The organism is Paracoccus subflavus (assembly GCF_004310345.1).
GTDB lineage: Bacteria > Pseudomonadota > Alphaproteobacteria > Rhodobacterales > Rhodobacteraceae > Paracoccus > Paracoccus subflavus.
The window spans coordinates 1-19,590 of record NZ_SISK01000009.1 but is presented as its reverse complement, the minus strand read 5'-3'; the positions used below and the strand labels follow the sequence as shown (position 1 = coordinate 19,590).

Below are 19,590 nucleotides of genomic sequence, written 5' to 3'. Positions count from 1 at the left end.
ATGCAGAAAAGAACCGCCGCCATTGCCCTGACGCTGCTCGTCCTTGCCGGATGCGCGGCCCAGACGCCCGATATCGCTGCCGAAGCGGCCTCGCCCTATCCCATTCCGAACGAGGTCGTCGCCATCGCCGGCCCCAATCAAGACCTGACCACGGCGCGGCTGGACCCGGCGGATGATTGCTATTGGTATTATCATGCCGGGCCGGTCGAAACGACGCTGGTGCCGCTGCGCGCCGCGAATGGCAACCATATCTGCAACGCGCGCACGTCCTGACGCCCGGCATCGCCGGAGGGCAGCCGTTTAGCTTATGGCCGTCACGCTGCCCTCCGGCGAATAGAGATAGGCCGTCGCGCCCATCTGGACCCGTGGATAGAGCCCGTTGATATGGGCCATGACCATGCGGACGCAGCCGGAACTGGCCCTGCTGCCGATCGAGGTCGGAAACGGCGTGCCGTGAATGCGCAGATAGGTGTCGCGCTCGCCGAGATAGAGATACAGCGCACGCGAACCCAGAGCGTTCCGAGGGCCGGGTTCCATGCCGTCCTCATATTGCGCATAGACCTCGGGTTCGCGCTCGATCATGTTGCGCGTCGGGGTCCAATGCGGCCATTCGGCCTTGCGTTTGATCGTATAGGTGCCCGGCTCGTAAAGATCGCCCCTGCCGATGGCCACGCCGTAACGCATCGCCGTGCCGCCCTCTTCGATGTGATAAAGGTATCGGGCCACCGCATCGACATGAATGTCGCCCGGCACCAGCCCTGCGTTCGCAGTGACTCGCTGCGGCAGGTAACGCGCGTGCAGTCCCCAGGGATTGGGACCACCGGCCTCGACCTCGGCATCCCAAGCGGCCTTTTGCGCCGTGTCGGGCCAGGTTGAGGCCATGACCGGCGTGGCGGCGGCCGCCGAAAACAGCGCCGTCGTCGTGCGGATGAAATGTCTGCGTGTCAGCATGTGATTGCTCCTTGTCCTTTCCTTGTATCTTCAGATGGAAGCGGCAAGCGCAGCGACTTCTGCGATTGCCGTGCCGAATCTTCAGCGCCCATCGACCTCTGGCGTCGCCGCTGGCCCGCCTTCCAGATCGGCGATCAGCGCCTTCATCTCCGCGATTTCCAGAGTCTGCGCCTCGATGATGCTGTCCGCCAGCGCCCGGACGCGAGGATCCGAGATATCCGCACGGGTGGATGTCAGGATCGCAATGGAATGATGCGGAATCATCGCCTTCATCCAGGCGGTATCATCGACCGTTGCCTGACTGCGGACCAGAAACAGGCCAAGCGCAAATGCCAGAATCGAAACGCCCGCGACGATCAAATTGGCACGCGGACTGCGATACATCCCCAGCATGAAGGCCAACATGATCAGCGCCATGGCACCGCCCATGTAGAGCGCCATCCACATCCGGGTCTGGCTGAAAAAGACGTGATCGATCGCCCAGGTGTTCAGATACATCAACCCGAACATGATGACCGTCGAGGTGACGATCATCGCCGCAAAACGGCCATAGCTTCCGCCGCTCAGGCTTCCGTGGCTGTTGTGTTGATCAGAATGATCCATGACGTTGTCCTTTCGTGAAATATGTCAGTTGCGCCGCGCGGCGGCGACAAGTTCGGCCAGTTTCGCTGACGAAATGGCGCCAAAGCGCGAATCCGATCCGGCGATGAAGGTGGGTGTGCCGACAAGCCCCATCGCCTCGGCCAGCGCATTGGACTTCTGGATATGTTGGGCAATCTCCAGGCCGCCCATATCGCGCTGCAACTGCTGAGTGTCTAAACCCATGGATCGCGCGACACGCAGGACGCTGGCCCTTTCGGCCCGGGGTTTCTGACTCAACAGGACGCGATGAAAGTCGGCGTAGCGGCCCTGCTTGCGCGACGCCAGCGCCGCGCGGGCCGCGAAAACCGAACCCTCGCCAAAGACCGGCCATTCCCGCATCACCATCCGCAAGCCGGGATCGGCTCCTAACACGGCATCCACCACTGGCATCATCGCGCGGCAGAACTGGCAGTTATAGTCGAAGAACTCGATCAGAGTCGCATCGCCATCAGGATTGCCGAAGATCGGCGCATTCGCGTCATGTTCAAGCTGCCTGCGGAATTCGGGTGGAAGCGAATGACCAGCCCAAGATAGGCGCGGTGCGATGGCCATCGCCGGGGCGGTAAGGGCCAGGGTCAGGATCATGCGTCGCTGAAACATCATGTCACTCCCGTCACGCCGAGACCGCGAACGTCGTCATCATGCCGCTGGCAAGATGCGGCATGTGGTGACAATGCAGCATCCATTCCGCCGCCTCGCCCGCATCCAGCGCCACCGTGACCATCGACATGGGCGGCACATAGACCGTGTCGCGCAATGCACCGGAAAACCGTCTGCCATTGATCGCGACAACTTGGAAATGATGGCCATGCAGATGCATGGGATGGCCCATCATCGACATGTTGTGAAACATAATCTCGACTCGCTGGCCGGATATTGCTGTGACCGGGGCGCGGTCCTCGAACACGCGGGCATTGATGGTCCAGCGATAGGGCTGCATCTGTCCGCTCAACATCACCATGGGTGACGCATCGGCAACTCGTTCTGTCAGCGGCGCAACGGCACGCAAGGCGGCTTCCTGCGCAAGGTCGATATCGAATGCAGGTGCGGCCTCGTCTGCCATTCCGAGAATGACCGGCACGTTGGCGCCAGCGGTCGCAAGGATCAGGCCGGTGCGCTCATGCGCGCCTTCGCGCAGCGCAAGGATCGGCCAGGCGCCGCCTTCGGCGGGCAGGTCAAGCTCGATATCCAGGCGCTGCCCCATGGCCAGACCGAAGCGCGTTCCTGGCAAGGGCTGCACCGGCTGGCCATCCACCGCCACAAGCCGACCCGGAACCTCGCCGCTGTCGAGCCAGAACACCGTGGCAGCAGCCGCATTGATGACCCGCAGCAGGACTCGGCCGCCCTTTTCCACCCGCACAACTTCCGGGTCGCTCAAGGTGCGGTCATTCACCAGATAGGCATCGAATCGAAGTCGTTCAGGTCCATCTGCATCCCGGCCATACCGGGCATGGACATGCCGCCCATTTCCGACATCCCGTTCATGGCCATACCGCCACCCATGTCATGGCCGGCATGGGGATCGGCTGGTTGCGACATATCGGCTTCGGCGGCCTCGCCATGCCCCTTTCCCAAGCGGATTTCGGCCAGCACCTCTTCCGGCGGGCGGAACGAAAAGTCGTGAAGGAACATGGTGACCTCTTGCCGATCAGCTCGCAGATCCTCGGGGCGGCGGACGATCAGGGGCGCGGCCAGCAACTGCATCTCCTGAATGGGCACATGGCTGTGCATCCAATGCGTGCCGGCTGCGGCCTCAAAATCATAGGCACGCGTCTCTCCTGACTGCAGCAGCGGCATCGGCATATCGGGAACGCCGTCCTGTGCGTTCGGCGGGATCTGTCCATGCCAGTGAATGATCGTCGGTTCGGTCAGATCATTGGTCAGGTCCAGCAGGAAACGCTGGCCCGGATCCAGCGTCAGCCCGGTCGCTCCGCTGCCGTTGATCAGCCCGAAAACCGTGGCGGCGCGGCCATCGATGTCCAGCGTGCGCGTCGCTGCCTGCAAGGCCAGCGCGGCTGGCTGCGCCATGCTGGTGCGCGGGATGGCAAAAGCTGCGGCCATGGTAGCGGATGCGGCCAGAAAGCCGCGGCGATTCAGTGTGCAAGTCATATGAATAATCCATCAGATCCCGTAGGGCGAACCATGTTCGGCACCTTGAAAGGTGCGGCAAGCAAGTGTTCAGATGGATTTCGGAGGGCGGTATCCGGGGCCGACCAGACGGCCCTCATACGTCAGGGCCGTGAAGTGCCGCTTCAGAGACCGCCCGATTTGGACGGGGGCGGTTTGCGCGCCTGCGATCCAGGGTGCCGGTGTGCCCAGGCAGACAATGGCGCAGGCATCGGACATTCCGCTTTCTGGCGCATGATGGGGTTTGTGGCACTCACCGGAATCGCATGCGGCCATTGCCGGTGCAGAAGCCACAATCTGGTGGGACGGCGTTTCAGATGCCACCGCCATTTTCCCATGATGCATCGCCCCGACCGAGGCGAGCAGAATGACCAGCACGGAGCATATCCAGCGGCGCATCATGGGTTTAGGAGCTATCCCTTCAAACAAGATCGACAGTAGGCGCGATAACGTGCCGTTTCAAATCACGGATTGCTCAGCGTCGTGTCACGAAAGACAGGCGTGGCGATCATCTCAGTCTTCCTTCAGGCAGGGCGCGACGAACAGATCGCCCCTCCAGGCACCGCGCAATGTGCGGGTCGCGACCACGAGCCAGATCGCCGCCAGCAGCGCCACCAGCCCGAGGCCTATAACCCCGATCGCGGCGATGGGCAGCAGGCTTGCCAGTTTCAGCGTCGCCACTGCGAAAACCCCGATCGGAAAGGTATAGCCCCACCAACCCAGATTGAACGGCAACCCCTCGCGGGCGTAACGCGCCGTGATCAGCGTGGCGATGGCGAACCACCACAGGCCGTAGCCCCACATAATCATGCCGCCGATCAGGCCGATACCCTTCGCGGCCCCGGCATAGGCGCTTAGCCCATTTGCGGCGAAGATGTCGGGAGCGGCCTCGCCCAGTGTCATCAGGCCCAGCGCGCCGGTCCCGATAGGGCCAAGCGCCAGCCAGGCCGAGGCCGCCATCGAGGCATGCGGCAGCTTGTGTAGCACCAACCGCAGGACCAGCACCACCAGCACGCTCATCGCGATGGGCACCGACAGCGCCCAGAGGATGTAGGACACCCAGATCACGGTCAGGCCGTTCTCCACATGCGGCGCGAGCAATCCGCCCGTCACTGCCGCGACCTCGGCCGCGACCATCGGAAGCAGCCAGACGGCGGTCATCTGGTCGATGGAATGGTTTTGCCGCGTGAACATCATATAGGGGATGGCGATGCCGCAGGCAGCGGCCATCGCCACGTCAATCCACCACAGCGCTTCCGCCACCCCCACCGCCCCGCGATAGATCAGCAGGCCGTTGATGATCGTCGCCAGCCCCATCGGAATGCAGCCGAAGAACATCGATACGACCGAATGCCCGAAGATGCGCCGCGCACCGTCGAAGAAGAATACCCACCGCGCCGCATAAAGCACGCTGAACAGCGCGAATAGGCCGATATTCAACAGCCAAAGCGCCTCACCCACAGCCCGGAACTGGGTCTGGGCAAGGGCGATGGACAGAATGCCGGTGCCCATCGTGGCCGCAAACCAGTTTGGCGTGAACTGGCGCACGATCTCGCGCGGGCTGTCGAGGCGGCTGAGAGGTTGAAGGCCAAGCGATACGGCGCGCATTTTCTCGAAGGTCATGTGATTTCTCCTTGCCGCAGGGATAGAAACACTGGCACCTGGCGTCCAACGGATTAAACTTGTCTGAATGATCGGATTTGTCGATGATTGAACATGACGATCTGGACGGAGGCGGGGTTTTGGGGGCGCTGAAGGGCGAAGGCGGAATGAACGGCCTGATGGCCAGCTTAGGTTCCCTCGTGGCCTTCGCCCTGTCGCGTCCGAGGACCCCATGACACTGGAACAGCTTCGCATCTTCATCGCCGTCGCCGAGCGTCAGCATGTGACCGAGGCCGCGCGCGCTCTGAACCTGACCCAATCCGCGACCAGCGCCGCCATTGCCGCGCTGGAGGAGCGCCACGACGTGCGCCTGTTCGACCGCGTGGGCCGCGGCGTTGTGCTGACCGATCTTGGTCGCAGCTTCCTGCCAGAGGCACGCGCGGTCATCGCACGCGCCGAGGATGCGGCGGGGTTCCTTGCGGCATCGATGGGGCTTCACCACGGACGGTTGCGGCTGGTCGCCAGCCAAACCGTCGCAAATTACTGGTTGCCTCGGGTCATGCAGACTTTCCATGCCGCACATCCGGGCATCGACCTGACACTGCGCATCCTGAACACCTACGACGTCGGTCAAGCGGTGGCCGAGGGCGAGGCAGATCTGGGCTTTGTGGAGGACGAAGTCACTTCCGCAGCCCTCACCCTGACACCCGCCGCGACGGACCAGTTGGTCATCGTCGCCGCTGCCCCCGTGGCCGATCTGGCGCAGACGCCTTGGGTGATGCGTGAACAAGGGTCCGGCACGCGGGCCATTCTGGAGCAGGCTCTGACGGCAGCGGGCATCACACCACGCATCGCGCTGGAACTGCCATCGAACGAAGCCGTGCGCGCAGCGGTCGAGGCCGGAGCCGGCGTCACCGCCCTTTCGCGTGTCGTGGTGGAAGCCTCGCTTGCCGCAGGCAGGCTGACGGAAATCGCCTTCCCCATCCCGCCGCGCCAGTTCCACGCCGTCCGGCCAACCGGGCGTCATGTCAGCCGTGCCGCTCAGGCTTTTCTGGAATGCGCGCTTGGATGAGGTTCTGCGCGCCTTGATAGCGATCCCCTCGACCCAACGCCTGTTCAACCCCTATCGCGACCACAACCCTGCGGTGGAAGGGCCCAGCGCCCCGCGCATTCGGTGCCAGAACCTGCGCATCTATCTGGAAGCGACGCCACCCGGCACGCCCCTTTGGTTGGGCGAGGCGCAGGCGCGGCGGGGCGCATGCCGCACCGGCATACCGTTCTGCGGAGAATTGGCCTTGCCCCGCCTCGGCCTGCCGCTGATCCAGCCGACGAACGAGGCGTTGCCCGACGGACCCACCGCCCGGGCAATCTGGGACGCGGCACCCGATCCGCTTCCGCTGTTCTGGAACGCGGTCTCACAGCACCCCCATCGCGGGGACGGTCGCACCCGTTCGCCGACGGCGGCCGAGATCGTCGTCAATCTGCCCGTGCTGCGCGCACTGATCGCGTGGAAACGTCCGTCGCGCATCCTGTGCATCGGGCGCATCGCCGAGCGCGCTGCAAGGGACCTGCCCGTTCCCGCCACCTATGTCCGGCATCCTGCGCAAGGCGGACTGCAACAGTTCCGCATCGGAGCCGCCGCATTCATCGAACAAAGCGATTGATTCGATAGAAACGATGCGTTGGACAGCACCGCGTCGCGCGCCTAAATCTGCCAGCACATTTTTACCCGAGGCTACCATGACCACACCCACCCCAAAGCGCATCGCCGTGACCGGTGCCGCTGGCCAGATTTGCTACGCCTTGCTGTTCCGCATCGCCAAGAACGATGTCTACGGCCCCGATCAACCGGTGATCCTGCAACTTCTGGACCTGCCGCAGGCACAGGACGCCGTGCGCGGCGTGGTGATGGAGCTTGAGGATTGCGCCTTCCCGCTGCTGGTCGACACGATCATCACCGACGATCCGGCGACGGCCTTTCGCGACGCCGATGCCGCGTTCTTCGTCGGCTCTCGTCCACGCAGCAAGGGGATGGAGCGGCGCGATCTGCTGTCTGCCAATGCCGAGATCTTTCGCGCGCAGGGCCGCGCCCTGAACGAGGCAGCCAAGCGCGAGGCGAAGGTCGTCGTTGTTGGCAACCCCGCCAACACCAACGCGATGATCCTTGCCGCCAACGCGCCCGACTTTCCGACCGAGAATGTCACATCGATGATCCGTCTGGACCATAACCGCGCGCTGACCCAGCTTGCGGCAAAGGCAGGCGTCGCGGTGGACAGCATCGATCGTCTGGCCGTCTGGGGCAACCACTCCCCCACCATGTTCGCCGACTGGACCAATGCGACAAGTCAGGACGATAGCCTCTCCGACATGATCGGCGACGACGCGTGGTATCGCGAAACGCTGATCCCGAACGTCGCCCGCCGCGGCATCTCAATCATCGAGGCGCGGGGCGCATCGTCAACCGCATCCGCCGCCAATGCTGCCATCGGCCACATGCACGACTGGATCAACGGCAGTGACGGCAAATGGGGCTCGATGGGCGTCCATTCGAACGGTGAGTATGACATTCCGGCCGGGCTGATGTTCGGCGTGCCCGTCATCTGCACGGATGGGCGCTACGAGCGCGTCGAAGGGCTGACCTTCAACGACTTCCAGCGCGAGATGATGGCCCGCACCATTGCCGAACTGCAGGAAGAGCGCGAGGCCGTCGCGGCCCTTCTGTAAAGCTGCGCGGCCGAAATATTGCTCTGTTGAAAAGCCATACGCATCAGGGTTGTGACGATATGCGCCGACGATAGGTCAACTCCCGGCGTGTGATGAAACCTGAACGCCAGCGCGGCAATCGCTGCGGCCATGGAACGATCGTGCAACAGAGAGTTCGGGTATGAACTTTCATTTTCGATTTCTCAATTTATTCACGGGCGGATCACAAGTGATCCGCCCGCCAGCTTGTCAGCCTTCGACTTCGCCGCTGCGGGCACCGTCATCAACCGGAGGCTCTGACGCTGACTCGTAGAAGGCGAAGAACAGGGCCGCTACCACCGATGCTATGATTCCGGCGATTGGTACCCAGTGCCAGCGCTCTGATTTCCCGAGGTCAGGTTCAGGGTTTGACATTGGAAGTCCTCCGTTGCGTGTCCGCCGCAGCTTCAGTTCGCGACTTCGAATTTCGCGACGACCGGACCGTCATCGCCCATGACAGGCTTGTCGTGTTCGGTGCTGTCGGGACCGAATTCATAGACACCCGCCTCACCATCATCGACATGAATCATGACGACCAGCGGGCCACCTTCGGAAGGCTCGGTCAGGGCCACGGCGACGTTCTCGGTGGTTCCCGCCTTGATATAGGTGTGACCGATCGATGCGGGGACAACCGCCTGACCGTCCTGCACCGCATGCATCACCAGCCAGCCATCCTGTTCGGCCGTCACCGACTGGATGATGACGGATTGCCCGAATTCCTGCTGATCGGCCGAGATCACGTTTTCGGCGGCGGCGATACCTGCCGCGGCGGGAACAAGCGCGACAGCGGTGGCAAAGGCTTTGAACAGAGGCATGTGATTTCCTTTCCTGATGTGGGTTCGGGCACCCGAAACCGGGCGCACTGCAGGAAAGACGACGGCAAAGCAAAAACCCTTCCAAAGAATATTCGCATCCATCCGATGGAATGAAGTCACCCCCTGACACGTCATTATGGCAAGCGCCCGGCCCTGACCCGGCGCGCAGGAGGACCGCCGATGCCATCTCGCGATACCCTTGGCCAGGAGGCCGACGCCATGAAGCGCTATGCCATCACGCTGACGCGCAACATGGACGATGCGGATGACCTTGTGCAGGATTGCATGGAACGCGCCCTGCGCAAATGGACGTTACGCAAGGCAGGCGTCCCCCTGCGCGGCTGGCTGTTCACCATGATGCGCAACCTGCATGTTGATCGTTGGCGGCGGCAGAAGCGGCAGACAGCCACGCAGGGGGACCCGGAAAGCACCGCGCCGGTGCTGCCTCCAAACCAGGACGATCATGTCGAACTGAACAAGCTGCTGGCCCATGTCATGGCCTTGCCTGACGATCAGCGGATCGCGCTGATCCTGGTCAGTGTCGAGGGGTTCACCTATGGCGAGACGGCAAAAACGCTGGGCGTGCCGGAAGGAACCGTCCTCAGCCGCGTCAGCCGTGCCCGCGCAGCACTTCGCGCGGCGACAGGTGACGCAGCTCCGAAACTCAGGAGCGTCAAATGACCCGACCCATTGACCCAATCAGTGAAGACGACCTGATCGGTTATGTTGACAATGCCCTGACAAGCGAAAGGCGGGCGCTGGTCGATGCGCATCTGCTGGGTGACGATGCCGCCCGGCGCAGGATCGACGCCGACTTGGTCATCGCCCGCGACCTGCGCCGGGCGTTCGACGGGCTTGTGGCTGCCAGCCCTGCCACGATGCCGGCACAAAAGCCGACGACCCGCCAACCCATCGCATGGGCCGCGTCATTGGCCGCCGCCCTGTTCGTCGGTGGAATCATCGGCTGGCAAAGCCATCCTGATGCGCCGGTGGCCATCGTCGCGCAGGGCATCGCCGATGAGGCGCTGGCCGCGCATCGCACATTCGTGGTCGAGGTCGCGCATCCCGTCGAGGTCACGGCCGACGACAAGGGACACCTTGCCACCTGGCTGAGCAACCGGCTGGGCCGCTCTTTCATCGTTCCCGATCTGCGTGTCGCCGGTTTGGAACTTGTCGGCGGCAGGCTTCTGCCCTCACCATCCGATCCGGCCGCGCAGCTTATGTATGAAGACCAGAAAGGCCAGCGCCTGACGCTTTATCTCAGACGCGGAAAGGACGGCGACCCCGAGTTCCGATTTGCGCAGTCAGCGACCGCACAGGCCTTTTACTGGAGCGATACGGAATTCGGCTACGCGCTGGCAGGCAGCCTACCGCGCGAGCGACTGCTGGAGATCGCACATCTGCTTCAGGCGCAGCTGAGCGACGATGGCACCCCGATCTGACTTCACGGGATGGTGATGACCTGACCCGGAAGGGTTTGGCCGGCGGAAGCGTCTGTTGGACTACAGGCCGACGCAGTTCGGCCAATCAACCACCAGCACATGAAAGGGAAAACATGCGTATTCCGTTAATCCTCACGGCGATCTTCGCCGCTGCAGCACCAGCAATCGCTGAAACCGCCTCGGAGATGGCGGGCAAGACGCCGCTGCACGATCCCTCCATCCAGCATGCGCCCAAGGATGGTGTCGTAAAGCTGTATGGCGCTGGCGGTCCGCACACTGCCTTTCAGAAGGTGGCGGATGCCTGGGCCAAGACCAGCGATGTGAAGGTCGAGATCATCGCCGGGCCCGAGGCCGATTGGAGCAAGGATGCGCAGGCCGATGCAGACATCATGTGGGGCACGTCGGAGCAGTCGATGACCGCCTATCTGCTGACCTATACTGCGTTTTCCTCGGGCTCGGTGCAGCCGATCTACATCCGTCCGGCGGTGATTGCGGTCAAGGCGGGCAACCCCGACAATATCACGGGTATCGAGGATTTGTTGGCCGACGGCAGGAAGATCGTCGTGACCGAAGGGTCCGGCATCTACAACACCTCGGGCACGGGCGTGTGGGAGGATGTCGCGGGTCGTCTGGGCCGGTTGGATGACATCGCCCGGTTCCGCAAGAATATCGTGGCCTACGGGCTGGGCTCGGGCGCAAGCTACAAGCAGTTCACCGAACAGGATGCCGATGGCTGGATCACCTGGCCGAACTGGCCGCTGACCAAGGACGACCTTGATCTGGTCGAGATCGAGCCTGATCGCCGCATCTGGCGCGACCTCAGTGTCGCACTGTCGCCCGATGCCGATCCCGAAGCGCAGGCCTTCCTCGATTTTCTGCTGAGTGACGAGGCGCAGGAGCTGATGGCGACCGAAGGTTGGACCCGCTGATCCGGAACAGCGGCACGCGCGCAAATATTCCGAAACGCGATGGAATAAATTCGCCGCGCTGCACGTCTATGCCAGGTGGAGGGCCGGTTTCAGCTTTGCCGGCCCATCCGCGACCAAGGGAGGAAACAATGACGAAAATACCCAATCTCAAAAGACGGCATTTCCTGATCGGCACGGCGGGCGCAGCCACGGCCATCGCCACCGGCCTGCCCGCCATGGCGCAGGAAAAAGCCAAGGCGCTGCCCGACTATGTGGCGTGGAAAAACGCCGATGACGTGATCGTTCACACTAAGGAAACGATCGAGACCAAGCGCGCCGCACAGGGGATCGAACTGGTTACGCCCAGCAACAGCCTTTACGTGCGAAACAACCTGCCCGCCCCGCCCGAGGATATCGTAGCCGACCGCGACGCCTGGGAAATCGAATTCGACGGCGTCGCCAATCCCACCACGATGACGGTCGGCCAGTTGAAGACCGTTGGTGTCGAAACCGTCGTCTGCGTGCTGCAATGTTCGGGCAATGGACGCGCGTTTTTCGACCACGAAGCCAGCGGCACGCAATGGGGCGTCGGCGCTGCCGGCAATGTCATCTGGACCGGCGTGCCGGTGCGCGCCCTTGTCGAGGCCATGGGCGGTGCCAGCGAAGGCATGACATGGCTGACCGGCACTGGCGGCGAGGTCATCCCCGAGGGGATTCCGGCAGAGACGGTGCAGGTCGAACGCTCGGTCCCGGCCGAGTTGATGGACCGCGCGATCCTTGCCTGGGACATGAACGGCGAAGCGATCCCGCTGGCCCATGGCGGCCCCTTGCGGCTGATCGTGCCGGGCTATTACGGCGTCAATAATGTCAAATACATCAAGAAGCTGGCCTTCACCGCCGAGGAATCGCCCGCCAAGATCCAGCAGACTGGATATCGCATGCGCCCGGTTGGCGAGGCCGGCGATCCGTCGCAGCCCTCGATGTTCGAGATGAACGTCAAGTCATGGATCACCGGTCCGCTGGCCGATGCCGCGACCGGCAAGGTGCAGATCCATGGTGTGGCTTTCGGTGGCACCAGTGCTGTCAACAAGATCGAGGTTTCGACCGACGACGGCGCGACCTGGACAGAGGCGGCTTTCATCGGTCCGGATCTGGGCGAATATGCCTGGCGACCCTTTGTGCTGATCGCCGATCTGCCCGCCGGGGAACATGTCCTCGCCAGCCGTGCGACCAACGCGGCGGGTGATACTCAACCCGAAACGGTCGAGCCGAATGAACGCGCCTATGGCCATAACGGCTGGCGCGCCCATGCGGTCGACCTGACCATCACCTGATCCCAGGCGGTCGATGGCCGGCCCCGCCATCGACCGCATCAGAAAGCGACGGAGTTATTCCATGCCATCCAACACAACGCCCCTGTTCGGCGGCGCATTCCTTCTTGCGGCCATGATCGCCGGCGCGGCACATGCCGAAACCGATCTCGACGCCGGGCGAAAGATCTTTACCGAGGGGACCGAGCCCACCTGTTCGATCTGCCACACCATGGCGGATGCGGAAGCGACGGGCGAGATCGGACCAAGCCTCGACGAATTGAAACCGACCGCCGATCAGGTGCGCACCGCCGTAACCAGCGGCATCGGCGTCATGCCCGCCTTTGCAGAGATGATGTCCAAAGAGGATATCGAGACGGTCGCGCTTTATGTCGCCGAGGTCACCGGCGGTGCTTCGGAGACGGGCGCCACGGATGCGACGGATGCGACGGATGCGACGGATGCGACGGATGCGACGGATGCCGCAGCAGAGGAATCGGTAGGAACCGACAAGGCGGAACCTTCATCCGAAGCCGCAACCGAATGACCGGAGCGCGCCGCCTCTGAACAGCACAACAGCAATTGTTCCGCAAGGTGCGGGTTCCAAGCGGATCATTCCTCCCTGCCCCGGAAAACCTACTTTGCGGAACATGCGACAGGCCCGGACGTAACCGCGTCCGGGCCTGTCATTGGAGCTCGATCTGCCTCACGTGCAGGTTCGGGTCTCCCCAATCGCCTCTTGCAGCGCGACCACCGTGTCTGGCGATCCGGAGGTATGGCCCCTCAGATAATCAACGATCAGGCCAAAACGCTTCTGATCCATACCCTCGCTGAGCAGCATGTAATTGCGATCGCTGGCAGCCCATTCCGCAAATTGCAGCACCGTCTGACCGGGCGCATCCAGATCACCATCGGAAATCAGCAGGGTCGCCCTGCAGCCGTTCGGCCCGGCATAATGCGCCGCCTCGGTCTTGCCGACGCTGCGCGTCGCCACAAGCACCAGCCCGGCCACCGTCAGATCGGGCAACCCGGCACCCTGCTGACCGGACGCGACGCTTGGCATGTTGTCGTCGCCTTGGCTGGCCGCTGTGAATTCAGCATGGATCGCGGCGGGCGACGGATCCGCGCCGATACCCGCGCCCAGATAGAACGCAAGCGCAAGGCTTGCCGCCAGCGCGCCAATTCCGGTCCAGATCAGCCGACGCCGCGGCTGCACAGGATCATTCGCCGCCGCCAGCCGTGGACGAAGCGATTTCAGCTTCGCTGATTGTGCCCGAAGTTCCTGCAACTCGGCGTCCAGCGCCGGCTCTTCCTTCAGCCGACGCTCGAATGCGCTGCGCTCGACGGGGGGCAGTTCGTCGTCATGATAGGCATTCAGCAACTGCCAGTCGGTTTCGGATAAGGTGCTCATCTTGCCTTGGGTCTTCCTGTGTTTTCCGGCCGCTCGCATCCCTCGACCAGATCCCTGAGTGCCTTCCGGGCCCGGCTGATCCGGCTCATGACCGTTCCCGTGGGCACATCCAGAATCTCTGCCACCTCGCGATACTTCAACTCCATGATGTCGATCAGGAACAGAATCTCGCGCATGTCAGGCGGCAGCTGCTGGAAAAGCATGCGCATCTGCATGTCTGACTCGTTGTCCCGCCCGGCATACGACACATCGGATAGACGTTCCTCGCGGGCAAAATATTCCCTGCGAACGCAATTTTTTCTCAATTCATCATTGTGAAGATTGCGGATGACCCGAAACATCCACGGCCGCAAGCCGGCAATATCGCGCGGCCGCGTCGTTGAGCGCAGCGCCCGTTCGATGGAATCCTGCACCAGATCGTCCACCTCATCGCTTTTCCTGCAGATCGACAGCGCATAGGCGCGCAATTCGGGCAGAAGTGTCAGAAGAAGTTGTTCGGGCGCCATGAACAGCAGTTAGCACGAAGATTTGCAGTATGCATCCTGCACGACCATTATGCCGCTTGAAGATATCCCGGTCTTCACGGTCAGATCCGTGATCGTCGAACATCATGATCGGAGGCAGGATGAGATTTTTTGACACCTGGCAGGCATGGGCCCTGCTATCCGCCAGGTTCGCGGCACTGACCGCGATCTTTGCGAGGGTCGGAATCGAAAACATCAATTCCGATTTCGCGACCCTAGAGGTGGTTCGGGGGATCTGAACAGGTATTGGGCGTTTCCTAAGTGGGTTTCCGCCTTTGTTATGCCGCTGCCGTTTGGGGCATTGGCGGGTTGAAGTAGGCCTGATCGGGGGTTCTCCCGTCAAGCGACGAATGAGGCTGTCTGCTGTTGTAGAAGCCGATGTAGCGGCTGATCCCGGCGCGGGCCTCGGGGACGCTGGCATAGGAGTGCAGGTTGACCTCCTCGTATTTGATGGTCCGCCACAGGCGCTCGACGAAGACATTGTCGCGCCAGGCGCCCTTGCCGTCCATGCTGCCTTATCCGAACCATCGTCATATTGCTCGCAGCGGCAGGGATCGTGGTTGCCACCGGGCATTGGCAGGATCCGGCGACGATTTCGCCCCGGACATGGACCTTCCTGATCCTGTCCGGTCTGGCGACGGGCTTTTCGTGGCTGTGCTATTTTCGCGCGCTGAAGCTTGGCGAAGCCTCGAAGGTTGCGCCGATCGACAAGCTGAGCGTCGTCCTTGTCGCGATCATTGCCGTTCTGTTTCTGGGGGAAAGGCTCAGTCTTGCGGGTTGGGCGGGCGTGACGATGATCGCTGGCGGTGCCATTCTTCTGTCGCTCAGTTAACGTAAAACCGGTGGCGGATCGTTTGAGGGCGTCCTCGTCCGGTGCGAATGCGTCGCCGGGATGAAAAGGCCTCGGCAGATGCTGCACGTCTTGCTGACACCGGGATGAGCAGCAGATCATAGCCCGAGCCCGAGAGCAGTTCTCAAAGGATTACCGATCTGTAACCTTCCCGCCAGCGCGCTGTCAGACACCTGCCCCATCTCTATGATCATCAACGAACGGAGTGCATGAGATGAAACGACTGAAATCGACCCTGGCGACAATCCTGCTGGTTTCTGCCGGTGCAGCCGCAATTGGGTTGGGCACCGTCATGGCAGTCGCCGCGCTGGTGATCGGACTGGTTGTCGCAGGTGCCGCGCGGCTGGCCGTGGGCGCACAAAAACAGCAAGTGTCCAATGAGGCTGAACCCGACGAAAGGGATGTTGTTGAAGGTGATTTGGCAACGGCCGGCTGAACGCCGTTGCCGCGACGCATTTGCCCCCGCAGACCCGAATGATTTCGCCCCGCCGACACGCTCGGCGGGGCGCTGCGTTTCTCGTTGTCCGGAAGTCGCGGAACATTACGCACAAGTAATCCGGCAGCGATTTTTCGGTCATCCGGCACCCCCAGATTGAGGTCATCGAAAGGCAATCACGCCCGACGACGAACCGAAAGGAAAGACGACAATGAAACGCAAACTGGTTACCCTTCTGACCGCTGGTGCGGTCTCTGCCGCGGCCCTTGCCGGAGGCACCGCATTCGCCAGCGGCGATGGCAACGATCAGGCCGAGGTGCAGGCCTTTCTGGGCGCACCGCAGAATATTACCGCCGCGATCGCTGCTGCCGAAACCGCCAGCGGTGGGAGCGCCGTCGCCGCCGAGTTCGATGAGAAAAACGGCACCGGCTACTATGAGGTCGATACCATCGCGAATGGCAAGCAGGTATCGGTCGAGATCGACGCCATATCCGGCCAGGTGATCAAGACCGAGGATGAAGGCGATGTAGCCAATGCCGATGACGATGACGATGACATTGTGGACCCTGCGCAACTGGGCGCGCCGCTGACCCAACTGGTCGCCACGGCCGAGCAGAATGGTTCGGGCAAGGTAATGTCGATCAGCGCCGAACATGAAAACGGCCAGGCCGGAACGATCGAGGTCGAACTTGCCAATGCCGATGGCACCACGCAAGAATTCGCCATGGCGGCTGACGGGACCATGACTCAGTTGGCCGATGATGACGGTGACGAAGACGGCGACAACGACTGATCCGAACCATCGACCTGCCAATCGCCGGCCCCTTTTCCGGGGCCGGCCTAGTATCTGGAAGAGGGGCCAATGCGGATTCTGGTGATAGAAGATGACCGCACGACCGGCGATTACATCGCCAATGGCTTGCGCGAAGAAGGGCATGTCGTCGATCTGACCCGTAACGGTCGCGAAGGTTTGCTGACCGCGCAGACCAACGACTTCGACGTGCTGGTTGTTGACCGGATGCTGCCCGATCTGGATGGGCTGTCGCTGGTCCGCACGCTGCGAGCCGCGAAAAACCTGACCCCCGCGCTGTTCCTGACCGCTTTGGGCGGCGTCGATGACCGGATTGAGGGCCTGAACGCGGGCGGCGACGATTATCTGGTCAAGCCCTTTGCCTTTGGCGAGCTGTCCGCCCGGCTGGCGGCACTGGCCCGCCGCCCGCAGATGCGTGACGACGAATCCACACTGTCCGCAGGCGATCTGCAAATGGACCTGATCAGGCGGAAGGTCACGCGCGGCGGGATTGAGATCGACCTCTTGCCACGCGAATTTTCGCTGCTGGAATGCCTGCTGCGCCGAAAGGGCCGCGTGCAGACCCGCACTATGCTGCTGGAGGCTGTGTGGGAACTTAGCTTCGATCCGCAGACCAATGTGGTCGAAAGCCATATCTCCCGCCTGCGCGGCAAGGTAGACAAGCCCTTCGCGACCGAACTGATCAAAACCGTGCGCGGTGCGGGCTACAGGATAGAAGCATGAGGGCCGAATGGCGCGACATCCTGCGCTCGACGCCGATGCGGCTGACGCTGCGGCTGGTCGCGCTGTTCGTGCTGATCAGCCTGCTGACCTTCGCCGCGACCTGGTGGCTGGCCAACAAGACACTTCTGGACGCCGCCGAAAGCACGCTGGATGTCGAACTGGACGAACTTTCCGCCTCTGGTAATGCGGCCGGTATCATTGCAGCCGTCAATATGCTTTCAGCGAAAGCCGAGCCCGAGGATATGATCCTGCGTTATGAGAGCGCGAATGGTATTGTCGGCAATTATCGCGAAGCCTTACCGGGCAACGGTTTGCGCGAATTTGATCCGACCGACAGAAGCGATGACCTGAGCGACCGCTACATCGTCAAAAGCCGCGATGTGCCGGGCGGGGTGCTGACGGTCGGTCAATCGGCCGATGCCTTCGATGAATTGCGCGAGGTCTTTGGGCAGGTTCTGTCTTATACCTTGCTGCCTACTGTCCTTCTGGTCCTCGCCGCAGGGATGATCAGCGCACGCCGTTCGGCCCGCAGGCTTGCGGCAATCGAAGACACGCTGGACCGGTTGCGCGACGGCGATTTGTCAGCGCGTCTGCCAGGCATGCCCGGCCCCGCCGATGACTTGTCGCGCGTCGGCACAGGCATCGACCGGCTGGCCGAAGCGCAGCAGGCGTCAACCGAGGCCCTGCGTCAGGTATCAGCGGACATCGCGCATGATCTGAAAACCCCGATTCAGCGCCTGTCGGTGCAATTGGCCGAGGCCCGCGACGAACTGCCCAACGGTGCCTCGACCGTAGCACTTGACCGCGCCGAAGCCGAGGTGGCCGGGATCGTCTCGACCTTCCAATCCTTGCTCAGCATCGCGCAGATCGAAGGCGGCAGTCCACGTGCGCGCTTCGCGCCAGTCGATCTTTCGGCGCTGGCCGCGACGATGGCCGAGGTCTATGAACCTGCCGCCGAGGAAAGCGGACACAACCTGCGGATCGATATCGGCAGAAAAGCGAAGGTCATGGGCGACCGCGCTCTGCTGGGTCAGATCATTGCGAACCTGATCGAAAACGCCCTGCGCCACACGCCAGCGGGCAGTGATGTTGCGCTGACGGTCGATGGATCACGCCTGACGGTTGCGGATAGTGGCCCCGGAATCCCGGTTGACGAGCGCGAAAAGGTTCTGCGCCGTCTCTACCGCCTTGATCGCAGCCGCAGCACGCCCGGCAGCGGCTTGGGCCTTAGTCTGGTCGATGCGGTCGTCAAACTGCATGGCGGAACGCTGGAGTTGCAGGACAATGCGCCCGGCTTGCGTGTCGAAATCAATCTCGCCGAAACATGAACATTACCAATATTTAATTTTTGTCCCAAGAAGAGGTCAGAGGGTCGCAATAGCCTTATCAATCAGAATATTAGTTGATGGCTATTCGGTTGGCAGATGGCTGAAGATGTTGGCAAATAACGACTTCGGTGATTGTGCAGCTCCCAGCGTGCTTTGAAAGCAACGGCGAGGGACAAGGAACAGGCGCAGAATCATGACGGACATTAGTTATCCACGCGAATCAGCGAGCAACAGGATGTTTGGCGCTCGGTTACGGGCGTATGCGCCGTATCTTCTGGCCGTACTTCTGTTCGGGCTGGGTGCCTATGCACTCTACCGGCTTCTCGCGCCGGTCGATATTCAGGCGGTGGCGGATCAGATCCGGACCACGCCCTGGCACCTGATCGCGCTTGCGCTTGGCGCAACCTTTGCCGGCTATCTGTGCCTTGCCGCCTATGACTGGTCGGCGCTTCATCATATCGGCAAGCCGCTGCCGCTGCCGGTGGTGATCAGCGGCGGGTTTCTGGCCTATGCCTTCGGCAATACCATCGGCCTGACCGCCGTATCCGGCGGCGCGGTCCGCTGGCGGCTGTATTCGGGGCTAGGCCTTGATGGTTATGACATCGCGGCGGTGTCGACCTTCACGGCGATGGCCTTCGGGGTGGCGGCCACGCTGGTCGGGCTGGGCGCGCTTGCCGTGCATCCGATGGCGCTGGCCTCGGTGCTGCCCTTTCAGCCATTCAGCGTCAGGCTGCTGGCAATCGCCGCTATTCTGGTCATTCTCGGGCCGCTGGTCTGGGCCTCTGTCACCCGGCGACGGCTGAAGATCGGCCGTTTCGAATTGCAGGCACCATCGCCCGGTTTGCTGGAGATATGGGCAAAAGTTGGTGACGCCTGATCAGGCGGCGGCTTGAAGTTGACGGAGGCCGTCGCGGAACTCAATCCCCTGGATGATCTCCGGCAGGCGGTTCTGGCCGTCGAGTTTGCGC

At 62.3% G+C, this 19,590-nt stretch carries 23 protein-coding genes and 2 pseudogenes; 15 read left to right on the top strand and 10 right to left on the bottom strand.

What is annotated here, in order from left to right; genetic code table 11:
• A complete protein-coding gene (locus tag EYE42_RS11955; RefSeq protein WP_130991565.1) occupies positions 1-273 on the top strand; it encodes a hypothetical protein in 273 nt (90 codons plus the stop codon).
• 27 nt (positions 274-300) lie between these two features.
• On the opposite strand, the gene EYE42_RS11950 is transcribed toward EYE42_RS11955, so the two are convergent.
• The 6 genes and pseudogenes from EYE42_RS11950 to EYE42_RS11925 form a co-directional block, all read right to left on the bottom strand.
• The gene (locus EYE42_RS11950; protein ID WP_130991564.1) at positions 301-951 is read right to left on the bottom strand and encodes a L,D-transpeptidase; all 651 of its coding nucleotides are present in this window, start codon (positions 949-951) and stop codon (positions 301-303) included.
• A gap of 81 nt (positions 952-1,032) precedes the next feature.
• Positions 1,033-1,554: a DUF305 domain-containing protein gene (locus EYE42_RS11945; protein WP_165455780.1), complete on the bottom strand. Its 522-nt coding sequence runs from the start codon at positions 1,552-1,554 to the stop codon at positions 1,033-1,035.
• A gap of 24 nt (positions 1,555-1,578) precedes the next feature.
• Entirely contained in the window at positions 1,579-2,196 is a 618-nt protein-coding gene (locus EYE42_RS11940) for a DsbA family protein (RefSeq protein WP_246020766.1), read from the bottom strand.
• 10 nt (positions 2,197-2,206) lie between these two features.
• Positions 2,207-3,702: pseudogene (locus EYE42_RS11935) on the bottom strand (multicopper oxidase family protein).
• A gap of 69 nt (positions 3,703-3,771) precedes the next feature.
• A complete protein-coding gene (locus tag EYE42_RS11930) occupies positions 3,772-4,098 on the bottom strand; it encodes a hypothetical protein (RefSeq protein WP_130991563.1) in 327 nt (108 codons plus the stop codon).
• A gap of 135 nt (positions 4,099-4,233) precedes the next feature.
• Entirely contained in the window at positions 4,234-5,343 is a 1,110-nt protein-coding gene (locus EYE42_RS11925; RefSeq protein ID WP_130991562.1) for a TDT family transporter, read from the bottom strand.
• Between the two features lie 211 nt (positions 5,344-5,554).
• Here EYE42_RS11925 and EYE42_RS11920 point away from each other — a divergent pair, with 211 nt between their 5' ends.
• From EYE42_RS11920 to EYE42_RS11910, 3 genes are all read left to right on the top strand, one after another.
• The gene (locus EYE42_RS11920) at positions 5,555-6,394 is read left to right on the top strand and encodes a LysR family transcriptional regulator (RefSeq protein WP_130991561.1); all 840 of its coding nucleotides are present in this window, start codon (positions 5,555-5,557) and stop codon (positions 6,392-6,394) included.
• Positions 6,387-6,986 carry a uracil-DNA glycosylase family protein gene (locus EYE42_RS11915; protein WP_211657941.1) on the top strand — a complete coding sequence of 200 codons (600 nt, stop codon included), beginning with the start codon at positions 6,387-6,389 and terminating at the stop codon, positions 6,984-6,986. The genes EYE42_RS11920 and EYE42_RS11915 overlap by 8 nt, the downstream gene beginning before the upstream one ends.
• A 76-nt stretch (positions 6,987-7,062) precedes the next feature.
• Positions 7,063-8,046: a malate dehydrogenase gene (locus EYE42_RS11910; protein ID WP_130991559.1), complete on the top strand. Its 984-nt coding sequence runs from the start codon at positions 7,063-7,065 to the stop codon at positions 8,044-8,046.
• Positions 8,047-8,471: 425 nt separating this feature from the next.
• On the opposite strand, the gene EYE42_RS11905 is transcribed toward EYE42_RS11910, so the two are convergent.
• Positions 8,472-8,879 carry a DUF7282 domain-containing protein gene (locus tag EYE42_RS11905; RefSeq protein ID WP_130991558.1) on the bottom strand — a complete coding sequence of 136 codons (408 nt, stop codon included), beginning with the start codon at positions 8,877-8,879 and terminating at the stop codon, positions 8,472-8,474.
• 180 nt (positions 8,880-9,059) lie between these two features.
• Here EYE42_RS11905 and EYE42_RS11900 point away from each other — a divergent pair, with 180 nt between their 5' ends.
• The 5 genes from EYE42_RS11900 to sorU all read left to right on the top strand — a co-directional run bounded on the left by EYE42_RS11900 (position 9,060) and on the right by sorU (position 13,086).
• The gene (locus EYE42_RS11900; RefSeq protein ID WP_130991557.1) at positions 9,060-9,560 is read left to right on the top strand and encodes an RNA polymerase sigma factor; all 501 of its coding nucleotides are present in this window, start codon (positions 9,060-9,062) and stop codon (positions 9,558-9,560) included.
• Positions 9,557-10,321 (top strand): anti-sigma factor family protein, encoded by a 765-nt coding sequence (locus EYE42_RS11895; RefSeq protein WP_130991556.1) that lies wholly within the window; start codon positions 9,557-9,559, stop codon positions 10,319-10,321. Before EYE42_RS11900 ends, EYE42_RS11895 begins: the two co-directional genes overlap by 4 nt.
• 113 nt (positions 10,322-10,434) lie before the next feature.
• Positions 10,435-11,250 (top strand): extracellular solute-binding protein, encoded by an 816-nt coding sequence (locus tag EYE42_RS11890; protein WP_130991555.1) that lies wholly within the window; start codon positions 10,435-10,437, stop codon positions 11,248-11,250.
• Between the two features lie 128 nt (positions 11,251-11,378).
• Positions 11,379-12,563: a SorT family sulfite dehydrogenase catalytic subunit gene (gene sorT / locus EYE42_RS11885; protein ID WP_130991554.1), complete on the top strand. Its 1,185-nt coding sequence runs from the start codon at positions 11,379-11,381 to the stop codon at positions 12,561-12,563.
• 61 nt (positions 12,564-12,624) lie between these two features.
• The gene (sorU, locus tag EYE42_RS16215; RefSeq protein WP_211657940.1) at positions 12,625-13,086 is read left to right on the top strand and encodes a SorU family sulfite dehydrogenase c-type cytochrome subunit; all 462 of its coding nucleotides are present in this window, start codon (positions 12,625-12,627) and stop codon (positions 13,084-13,086) included.
• Positions 13,087-13,245: 159 nt separating this feature from the next.
• On the opposite strand, the gene EYE42_RS11875 is transcribed toward sorU, so the two are convergent.
• The 3 genes and pseudogenes from EYE42_RS11875 to EYE42_RS11865 all read right to left on the bottom strand — a co-directional run.
• Positions 13,246-13,950 (bottom strand): anti-sigma factor family protein, encoded by a 705-nt coding sequence (locus EYE42_RS11875; RefSeq protein WP_130991553.1) that lies wholly within the window; start codon positions 13,948-13,950, stop codon positions 13,246-13,248.
• On the bottom strand, positions 13,947-14,456 hold the full coding sequence (locus tag EYE42_RS11870) for an RNA polymerase sigma factor (protein WP_130991552.1): 510 nt from the start codon (positions 14,454-14,456) through the stop codon (positions 13,947-13,949). The genes EYE42_RS11875 and EYE42_RS11870 overlap by 4 nt, the downstream gene beginning before the upstream one ends.
• A gap of 296 nt (positions 14,457-14,752) precedes the next feature.
• Positions 14,753-14,986: pseudogene (locus EYE42_RS11865) on the bottom strand (integrase core domain-containing protein); the annotation flags it as partial.
• Between the two features lie 5 nt (positions 14,987-14,991).
• Here EYE42_RS11865 and EYE42_RS11860 point away from each other — a divergent pair.
• From EYE42_RS11860 to EYE42_RS11835, 6 genes are all read left to right on the top strand, one after another.
• Positions 14,992-15,306: an EamA family transporter gene (locus EYE42_RS11860; protein ID WP_130991551.1), complete on the top strand. Its 315-nt coding sequence runs from the start codon at positions 14,992-14,994 to the stop codon at positions 15,304-15,306.
• 232 nt (positions 15,307-15,538) lie between these two features.
• Entirely contained in the window at positions 15,539-15,760 is a 222-nt protein-coding gene (locus tag EYE42_RS11855) for a hypothetical protein (protein WP_130991550.1), read from the top strand.
• Positions 15,761-15,971: 211 nt separating this feature from the next.
• Complete coding sequence (locus EYE42_RS11850; protein ID WP_130991549.1) at positions 15,972-16,553, top strand: PepSY domain-containing protein; 582 nt, start codon at positions 15,972-15,974, stop codon at positions 16,551-16,553.
• A gap of 69 nt (positions 16,554-16,622) precedes the next feature.
• On the top strand, positions 16,623-17,294 hold the full coding sequence (locus EYE42_RS11845) for a winged helix-turn-helix domain-containing protein (RefSeq protein ID WP_130991548.1): 672 nt from the start codon (positions 16,623-16,625) through the stop codon (positions 17,292-17,294).
• Positions 17,291-18,622: a sensor histidine kinase gene (locus EYE42_RS11840; protein ID WP_130991547.1), complete on the top strand. Its 1,332-nt coding sequence runs from the start codon at positions 17,291-17,293 to the stop codon at positions 18,620-18,622. Before EYE42_RS11845 ends, EYE42_RS11840 begins: the two co-directional genes overlap by 4 nt.
• 235 nt (positions 18,623-18,857) lie before the next feature.
• A complete protein-coding gene (locus EYE42_RS11835) occupies positions 18,858-19,499 on the top strand; it encodes a lysylphosphatidylglycerol synthase transmembrane domain-containing protein (protein ID WP_165455779.1) in 642 nt (213 codons plus the stop codon).
• The last annotated feature ends 91 nt before the right edge of the window (positions 19,500-19,590 follow it).

Coding starts and splice junctions, on each gene's coding strand:
- EYE42_RS11845 (WP_130991548.1), top strand. CDS start 16,623: ATGCGGATTCTGGTGATAGAAGATGACCGCACGACCGGCGATTACATC.
- EYE42_RS11955 (WP_130991565.1), top strand. CDS start 1: ATGCAGAAAAGAACCGCCGCCATTGCCCTGACGCTGCTCGTCCTTGCC.
- EYE42_RS11855 (WP_130991550.1), top strand. CDS start 15,539: ATGAAACGACTGAAATCGACCCTGGCGACAATCCTGCTGGTTTCTGCC.
- EYE42_RS11895 (WP_130991556.1), top strand. CDS start 9,557: ATGACCCGACCCATTGACCCAATCAGTGAAGACGACCTGATCGGTTAT.
- EYE42_RS11925 (WP_130991562.1), bottom strand. CDS start 5,343: ATGACCTTCGAGAAAATGCGCGCCGTATCGCTTGGCCTTCAACCTCTC.
- sorT (WP_130991554.1), top strand. CDS start 11,379: ATGACGAAAATACCCAATCTCAAAAGACGGCATTTCCTGATCGGCACG.
- EYE42_RS11875 (WP_130991553.1), bottom strand. CDS start 13,950: ATGAGCACCTTATCCGAAACCGACTGGCAGTTGCTGAATGCCTATCAT.
- EYE42_RS11910 (WP_130991559.1), top strand. CDS start 7,063: ATGACCACACCCACCCCAAAGCGCATCGCCGTGACCGGTGCCGCTGGC.
- EYE42_RS11840 (WP_130991547.1), top strand. CDS start 17,291: ATGAGGGCCGAATGGCGCGACATCCTGCGCTCGACGCCGATGCGGCTG.
- sorU (WP_211657940.1), top strand. CDS start 12,625: ATGCCATCCAACACAACGCCCCTGTTCGGCGGCGCATTCCTTCTTGCG.
- EYE42_RS11870 (WP_130991552.1), bottom strand. CDS start 14,456: ATGGCGCCCGAACAACTTCTTCTGACACTTCTGCCCGAATTGCGCGCC.
- EYE42_RS11920 (WP_130991561.1), top strand. CDS start 5,555: ATGACACTGGAACAGCTTCGCATCTTCATCGCCGTCGCCGAGCGTCAG.
- EYE42_RS11835 (WP_165455779.1), top strand. CDS start 18,858: ATGTTTGGCGCTCGGTTACGGGCGTATGCGCCGTATCTTCTGGCCGTA.
- EYE42_RS11900 (WP_130991557.1), top strand. CDS start 9,060: ATGCCATCTCGCGATACCCTTGGCCAGGAGGCCGACGCCATGAAGCGC.
- EYE42_RS11945 (WP_165455780.1), bottom strand. CDS start 1,554: ATGGATCATTCTGATCAACACAACAGCCACGGAAGCCTGAGCGGCGGA.
- EYE42_RS11890 (WP_130991555.1), top strand. CDS start 10,435: ATGCGTATTCCGTTAATCCTCACGGCGATCTTCGCCGCTGCAGCACCA.
- EYE42_RS11905 (WP_130991558.1), bottom strand. CDS start 8,879: ATGCCTCTGTTCAAAGCCTTTGCCACCGCTGTCGCGCTTGTTCCCGCC.
- EYE42_RS11950 (WP_130991564.1), bottom strand. CDS start 951: ATGCTGACACGCAGACATTTCATCCGCACGACGACGGCGCTGTTTTCG.
- EYE42_RS11850 (WP_130991549.1), top strand. CDS start 15,972: ATGAAACGCAAACTGGTTACCCTTCTGACCGCTGGTGCGGTCTCTGCC.
- EYE42_RS11940 (WP_246020766.1), bottom strand. CDS start 2,196: ATGATGTTTCAGCGACGCATGATCCTGACCCTGGCCCTTACCGCCCCG.